Origin of the sequence: Streptomyces palmae (assembly GCF_004684805.1) — a bacterium.
GTDB lineage: Bacteria > Actinomycetota > Actinomycetes > Streptomycetales > Streptomycetaceae > Streptomyces > Streptomyces palmae.
Window position 1 is genome coordinate 1 of the sequence record NZ_SRID01000417.1, and the last position, 5,750, is coordinate 5,750.

The following is a 5,750-nucleotide window of genomic DNA, read 5'->3' on the forward strand; positions in this document are numbered from 1 at the left end:
CCCCCGGCCCGGGCGGCGGTCGCCGCGCTGGTGCCCGGCCGCCAGGAGGAGTGGATCGCCCACGCCGCCCGGCAGGGCTGCCTGATCTTCGCCGACGTGGGCTGGGACGACAGCGGCCGCTGGGACCCGGCCGACCTCGCCGGCCTGGAGCACTGCGAGGCGTTCCTGCCCAACGCGGCCGAGGCGATGCGCTACACCCGCACCGACTGCCCGCGGGCCGCCGCGCACGCGCTGGCCGACAAGGTCCCGCTGGCGGTGGTCACCCTGGGCGCCGAGGGCGCCTACGCGGTGGACGGCCGCACCGGCGAGACCGCCGAGGTGCCCGCGATCGCGGTGCGGGCCCTGGACCCCACCGGCGCCGGGGACGTGTTCATGGCCGGCTTCCTCACCGGCACCCTCGCCCGGTGGCCGCTGGCCGACCGGCTGGCCTTCGCCGGACTCACCGCGGCCCTGTCGGTACAGGAGTTCGGCGGCTCGCTGTCCGCCCCCGGCTGGGCTGAGGTCGCCGCCTGGTGGCAGCACATGAGGTCGTACGCCGGCACCCCCGGCGACTCCGCCGCCGCCCAGGACCCGACCGCGCTGCGCCGCTACGACTTCCTGGACCGCCTGGTGCCCACCGCCCCCCGCCCCTGGCCGCTGCGCCGGGCGGTGCCCACCATCGGCTTCCGACGCGGCTGAACGGCCGGCGGCGGCGCGGCCCGGGGGCACCCGCCGGCGGTGACAGCCGGGCGGGCACCCACCCGGAGGCGCCGGCGCGGGGGAGCCGGCCGGGGGACCGGCCGCGGGAAAAGAACTCGGGTCATGTCCGTACCCCGTCGTACCCTTGATATCCGGAGGTTGTCGAGCGGCGAGAACCCCGTCCGAGGAGGTATGAGCAGGCCCGAGAGCCGGCCCATGACGCAGACACCCACAGAACGGCAGGCACGCGCCCAGTTCACGGTCCCGAGCAAGCACCCCATGGTGACGGTCCTGGGTTCCGGAGACTCGCTGCTGCGCGTCATCGAGCGTGCCTTCCCGGCAACGGATATCCATGTTCGGGGCAACGAGGTCAGCGCGACGGGGGATGCCGCGGAAGTCGCCCTGATCCAGCGCCTCTTCGACGAGATGATGCTGGTGCTCCGCACCGGACAACCGATGACGGAGGACGCGGTGGAGCGCTCGATCGCCATGCTGCGCGCGGCGGAGACCGGCGAGAGCGGAGTCCCCGAGAGCCCCGCCGAGGTGCTCACCCAGAACATCCTCTCCAACCGCGGCCGCACCATCCGCCCCAAGACCCTCAACCAGAAGCGCTATGTCGACGCCATCGACAAGCACACCGTGGTCTTCGGCATAGGCCCGGCCGGCACCGGCAAGACCTACCTGGCCATGGCCAAGGCGGTCCAGGCCCTCCAGTCCAAGCAGGTCAACCGGATCATCCTGACCCGGCCGGCGGTCGAGGCGGGGGAGCGGCTGGGCTTCCTGCCCGGCACCCTCTACGAGAAGATCGACCCGTATCTGCGCCCGCTGTACGACGCGCTGCACGACATGCTCGACCCCGACTCCATCCCCCGGCTGATGGCCGCCGGGACGATCGAGGTCGCGCCGCTCGCCTATATGCGCGGTCGCACGCTGAACGACGCCTTCATCATCCTGGACGAGGCCCAGAACACGAACCCCGAGCAGATGAAGATGTTCCTCACCCGGCTCGGCTTCGACTCCAAGATCGTGATCACCGGCGACATCACCCAGATCGACCTGCCGGGCGGCACCAAGAGCGGCCTGAAGCAGGTGCGGGAGATCCTCGAGGACGTGCCGGACGTCCACTTCTCGATGCTCACCAGCACCGACGTGGTCCGGCACAAGCTGGTCGGCCGTATCGTCGACGCATACGACCAGTACGACAGCCGCAACGGGAAGCAGTAGTCACAGCACCATGGCGATCGACGTCAACAACGAGTCCGGTACCGAAATCGACGAGCGGGCGATCCTCGACATCGCCCGCTACGCACTGGCCCGGATGCGGATCCACCCCCTCTCCGAACTCTCGGTGATCGTCGTCGACGCCGACGCCATGGAGCAGCTGCACATCCAGTGGATGGACCTGCCCGGGCCGACCGACGTGATGTCCTTCCCGATGGACGAACTGCGCCCGCCGGCCAAGGACGACGAGGAGCCCCCGCAGGGCCTCCTCGGTGACATCGTGCTCTGCCCGGAGGTCGCCAAGCGGCAGGGCGAGGAAGCGCCCAGCCGGCACTCCATGGACGAGGAGCTCCAGCTGCTCACCGTGCACGGGGTGCTGCACCTGCTCGGTTACGACCACGAGGAGCCGGACGAGCGGGCCGAGATGTTCGGGCTGCAGGCCGCGATCGTGGACGGCTGGCGCGCCGAGCGCGGCATCGAGGGCCCCTCCCCGGCCCCCACCACTCGATGACCGGGCAGTTGATCGCGGCGGCCGTGCTGCTGGTGGTGATCGCCTGGCTGGCCGCCTGCGCCGAGGCCGGTCTGGCCCGTACCACCCGCTTCCGCGCCGCGGAGGCGGTCCGCTCCGGGCGGCGCGGCGCCGCCAAGCTGATGGCGGTCGCCGAGGACCCCACCCGCTACCTCAACGTGGCCCTGCTGCTGCGGGTCGCCTGCGAGATGGCGGCCGGGGTGGTGGTCACCTACGCCTGCGTCCGCGCCTTCGACACCACCGGCGAGGCGCTGGCCATCGCCATCGGGGTGATGGTGCTGGTCAGCTATGTCGCGGTGGGCGTCTCCCCGCGCACCATCGGCGCCCAGCACCCGGTGAACACCGCCACCGCCGCGGCGTACGTCCTGCTGCCCCTGGCCCGGGTCATGGGCCCGGTGCCGCAGCTGCTGATCCTGCTGGGCAACGCCCTCACCCCCGGCAAGGGCTTCCGCAAGGGCCCCTTCGCCTCCGAGGCGGAGCTGCGCGCGCTGGTCGACCTGGCCGAGAAGGAGTCGCTGATCGAGGACGAGGAGCGCCGAATGGTGCACTCGGTCTTCGAGCTCGGCGACACCCTGGTGCGCGAGGTGATGGTGCCGCGCACCGACCTGGTGGTCATCGAGCGCTTCAAGACCATCCGGCAGGCCCTCACCCTGGCGCTGCGCTCCGGCTTCTCGCGGATCCCGGTCACCGGGGAGAACGAGGACGACATCGTCGGCATCGTCTACCTCAAGGACCTGGTCCGCAAGACCCACATCAGCCGGGACGCGGAGGCCGAGCTGGTCTCCACCGCCATGCGCCCGGCCACCTTCGTCCCCGACACCAAGAACGCGGGCGACCTGCTCCGCGAGATGCAGCAGGAGCGCAACCACGTCGCGGTGGTCATCGACGAGTACGGCGGCACCGCCGGCATCGTCACCATCGAGGACATCCTGGAGGAGATCGTCGGTGAGATCACCGACGAGTACGACCGCGAGCTGCCCCCCGTGGAGGAGCTGGGCGAGGACCGCTACCGGGTCACCGCCCGGCTCGACATCGGCGACCTGGGCGAGCTGTACGGCCTCCGGCTGGACGACGAGGACGTGGAGACGGTCGGCGGACTGCTGGCCAAGTGCCTGGGCCGGGTCCCCATCGCCGGCGCCACCGCGGAACTCCCGCTCCCGGACGACGGCCCCCACCCGGACCTCGCCGCGCTGCGGCTGACCGCGGAGTCTCCGGCGGGCCGCCGGAACCGCATCGTCACGGTGCTGGTGGAGCCGGTGCGGCACCTGGACAAGGACGAGCCGGACGCCTGACGCAGGTGCGGGTCCGCCCCGCTTCCGGTTCCGTCCTCAATCGCCGGACGGGCTGCACTGACGCAGGTGCGGGTCCGCCCCGCTTCCGGTTCCGTCCTCAATCGCCGGACGGGTTGCACTGACGCAGGTGCGGGTCGGCCCGCTTCCGGTTCCGTCCTCAAACGCCGGACGGGCTGCAAACGCAGCCCGTCCTGGGGGCACCGCCTGGGGGCACCGCCCAGCGTTAGCTGGGGGAGTTAGCTGGGGGAGTCAGCTGGGGGAGTTGGCTGGGGGAGATTGAGGACTTGGGTCCCGCCGGAAAGCCCGGAAGGGGCCGGGGCGGAGCCCCGTACGTGAGGGGGCGGGCCCGATCCCCGCAGCCCCCGGGCCAGGCGAACACCGGCCCGCATATCCTCATGGCCATGAGCGAAGCTGCCCCGCTGGACCCCGAAGACCAGAAGATCATCACGCTTGCCCGTTCCGCCCGGGCCCGCAACGGTGTCCCGGAGGGCGCGGCGGTCCGCGATGAGACGGGCCGTACCTATGTCGCCGGGACCGTCGCCCTGGACTCGCTCCGGCTGAGCGCGCTGCGCACCGCCGTCGCCATGGCGGTGGCCAGCGGCGCCACCTCGCTGGAGGCCGCGGCCGTGGTCAGCGCGGCCGCGTCGGTCCCGGAGGAGGACCTGGCCGCGGTCCGCGACCTCGGCGGCCCCGGCACCCCCGTACTGCTGGCCGGCTCGGACGGCGTACCGCACACCACCCACCAGGTCTGACCCGCCTCCCCGGGCCCACCACCGGCATCCGCCGACCGGGCTACCGGGCACACGGCCCGGGCCGCACCGCCAAGCCGCCCAGGACCGTGCCCCGCCTGGGGACACGCCGCGTTCATAACCAACGGCTATGGCCAGATGTCTTGGACGCCGGGCCGCCTCCGGAGAGAGGCTGGTGATCGGCCGGGGAAACTCCCCCGGCCGATCACCAGCCAACCGAGGAGCAACCGTGACCGTGGTTCCCACCCGCACCCTGGGCGACCTGACGACCTCCGCCATCGGCTTCGGCGCGATGGTGCTGTCGCCGGGCGCGTACGGGGAGATCGACGAGGACCGGGCGCTCACCGCCCTGCGCGCGGCGGTGGACGAGGGCGCCACCCTGATCGACACCTCCGACGGCTACGGAGAGGCCGGCCACAACGAGAGCATCGTGGGCCGGGCCGTCCGGGGCCGCCGGGAGCAGGTCGTCATCGCCACCAAGTTCGGCTTCCGCCTTCCCGAGGGTGTCCAGGCCCACGCCTTCCCGGTCAACTACAGCTTCGGCGAACTGGCGGTGAACGCCGAGCCCCGGCACGTACGCGGCTACGCCGAGACCTCGCTGCGCACCCTGGGCACCGACTACATCGACCTCTACTACCCGCACTTCCCGGACCCGACCGTGCCCATCGAGGAAACCGTGGGAGCCGTCGCCGAGCTGATCGGCGACGGCCTGGTCCGGCACCTGGGGCTGTCCAACGTCACCGCCGAGCAGCTGCGCCGCGCCCACGCGGTGCACCCGGTGGCGGCCGTGCAGGCCCAGTGGTCGATGTGGAGCCCGGTGGACGCCGAACTGCACCGGGCCGCCCGCGAACTGGGCGTCGGAGTGGTCGCCTGGTCGCCGCTGGGCAGCGGCTTCCTCACCGGCACCGTGCGCGACCTCGGCGAGGACGACGTCCGCCGCTTCATCCCCGGCTTCGAGGGCGCCAACCTCAAGACCAACAACGACCGCTTCGCCCCGCTGCGGGAGATCGCCGCCGAGCTGGACATCACCCCCAGCCAGCTGGCCCTGGCCTGGCTGCTGCACCAGGACGAGCACGTGGTGCCGATCCCCGGCAGCCGCACCCCGGCGCACATCGCCGAGAACCTGGCGGCGGCCCATACGGCCCTGGCCCCGGACATCCTGGCCCAGATCGAGCAGGCCCTGACCACCTTCGCCCCCGAGGGCACCAGCACCCTCCTGGGCTGACCCGGCCCCGTCCCGGCACACCCCGTGCCGGGGCCGGTACGGATCGGGGTCAGGGG

Annotated in this window: 6 protein-coding genes; all 6 read left to right on the forward strand. The window is 72.3% G+C overall.

What is annotated here, in order from left to right; genetic code table 11:
* Positions 1 to 678 (forward strand): carbohydrate kinase family protein (locus tag E4099_RS28105; RefSeq protein WP_245245247.1); only part of this gene is annotated, 678 nt, incomplete at its 5' end.
* A gap of 216 nt (positions 679 to 894) precedes the next feature.
* Positions 895 to 1,902 carry a PhoH family protein gene (locus E4099_RS28110; RefSeq protein ID WP_135341938.1) on the forward strand — a complete coding sequence of 336 codons (1,008 nt, stop codon included), beginning with the start codon at positions 895 to 897 and terminating at the stop codon, positions 1,900 to 1,902.
* Positions 1,903 to 1,912: 10 nt separating this feature from the next.
* Positions 1,913 to 2,410 carry an rRNA maturation RNase YbeY gene (gene ybeY, locus E4099_RS28115; protein WP_135341939.1) on the forward strand — a complete coding sequence of 166 codons (498 nt, stop codon included), beginning with the start codon at positions 1,913 to 1,915 and terminating at the stop codon, positions 2,408 to 2,410.
* On the forward strand, positions 2,407 to 3,720 hold the full coding sequence (locus E4099_RS28120; protein WP_135341940.1) for a hemolysin family protein: 1,314 nt from the start codon (positions 2,407 to 2,409) through the stop codon (positions 3,718 to 3,720). Before ybeY ends, E4099_RS28120 begins: the two co-directional genes overlap by 4 nt.
* 401 nt (positions 3,721 to 4,121) lie before the next feature.
* Positions 4,122 to 4,472, forward strand: coding sequence for a cytidine deaminase (locus E4099_RS28125; RefSeq protein ID WP_135341941.1), 351 nt, complete (start codon positions 4,122 to 4,124; stop codon positions 4,470 to 4,472).
* A gap of 226 nt (positions 4,473 to 4,698) precedes the next feature.
* Complete coding sequence (locus E4099_RS28130) at positions 4,699 to 5,694, forward strand: aldo/keto reductase (protein ID WP_245245248.1); 996 nt, start codon at positions 4,699 to 4,701, stop codon at positions 5,692 to 5,694.
* The last annotated feature ends 56 nt before the right edge of the window (positions 5,695 to 5,750 follow it).

Excerpts from the sequence above, each read along its gene's own strand:
- E4099_RS28125 (WP_135341941.1), top strand. The coding sequence starts at position 4,122 with ATGAGCGAAGCTGCCCCGCTGGACCCCGAAGACCAGAAGATCATCACG.
- ybeY (WP_135341939.1), top strand. The coding sequence starts at position 1,913 with ATGGCGATCGACGTCAACAACGAGTCCGGTACCGAAATCGACGAGCGG.
- E4099_RS28120 (WP_135341940.1), top strand. The coding sequence starts at position 2,407 with ATGACCGGGCAGTTGATCGCGGCGGCCGTGCTGCTGGTGGTGATCGCC.
- E4099_RS28110 (WP_135341938.1), top strand. The coding sequence starts at position 895 with ATGACGCAGACACCCACAGAACGGCAGGCACGCGCCCAGTTCACGGTC.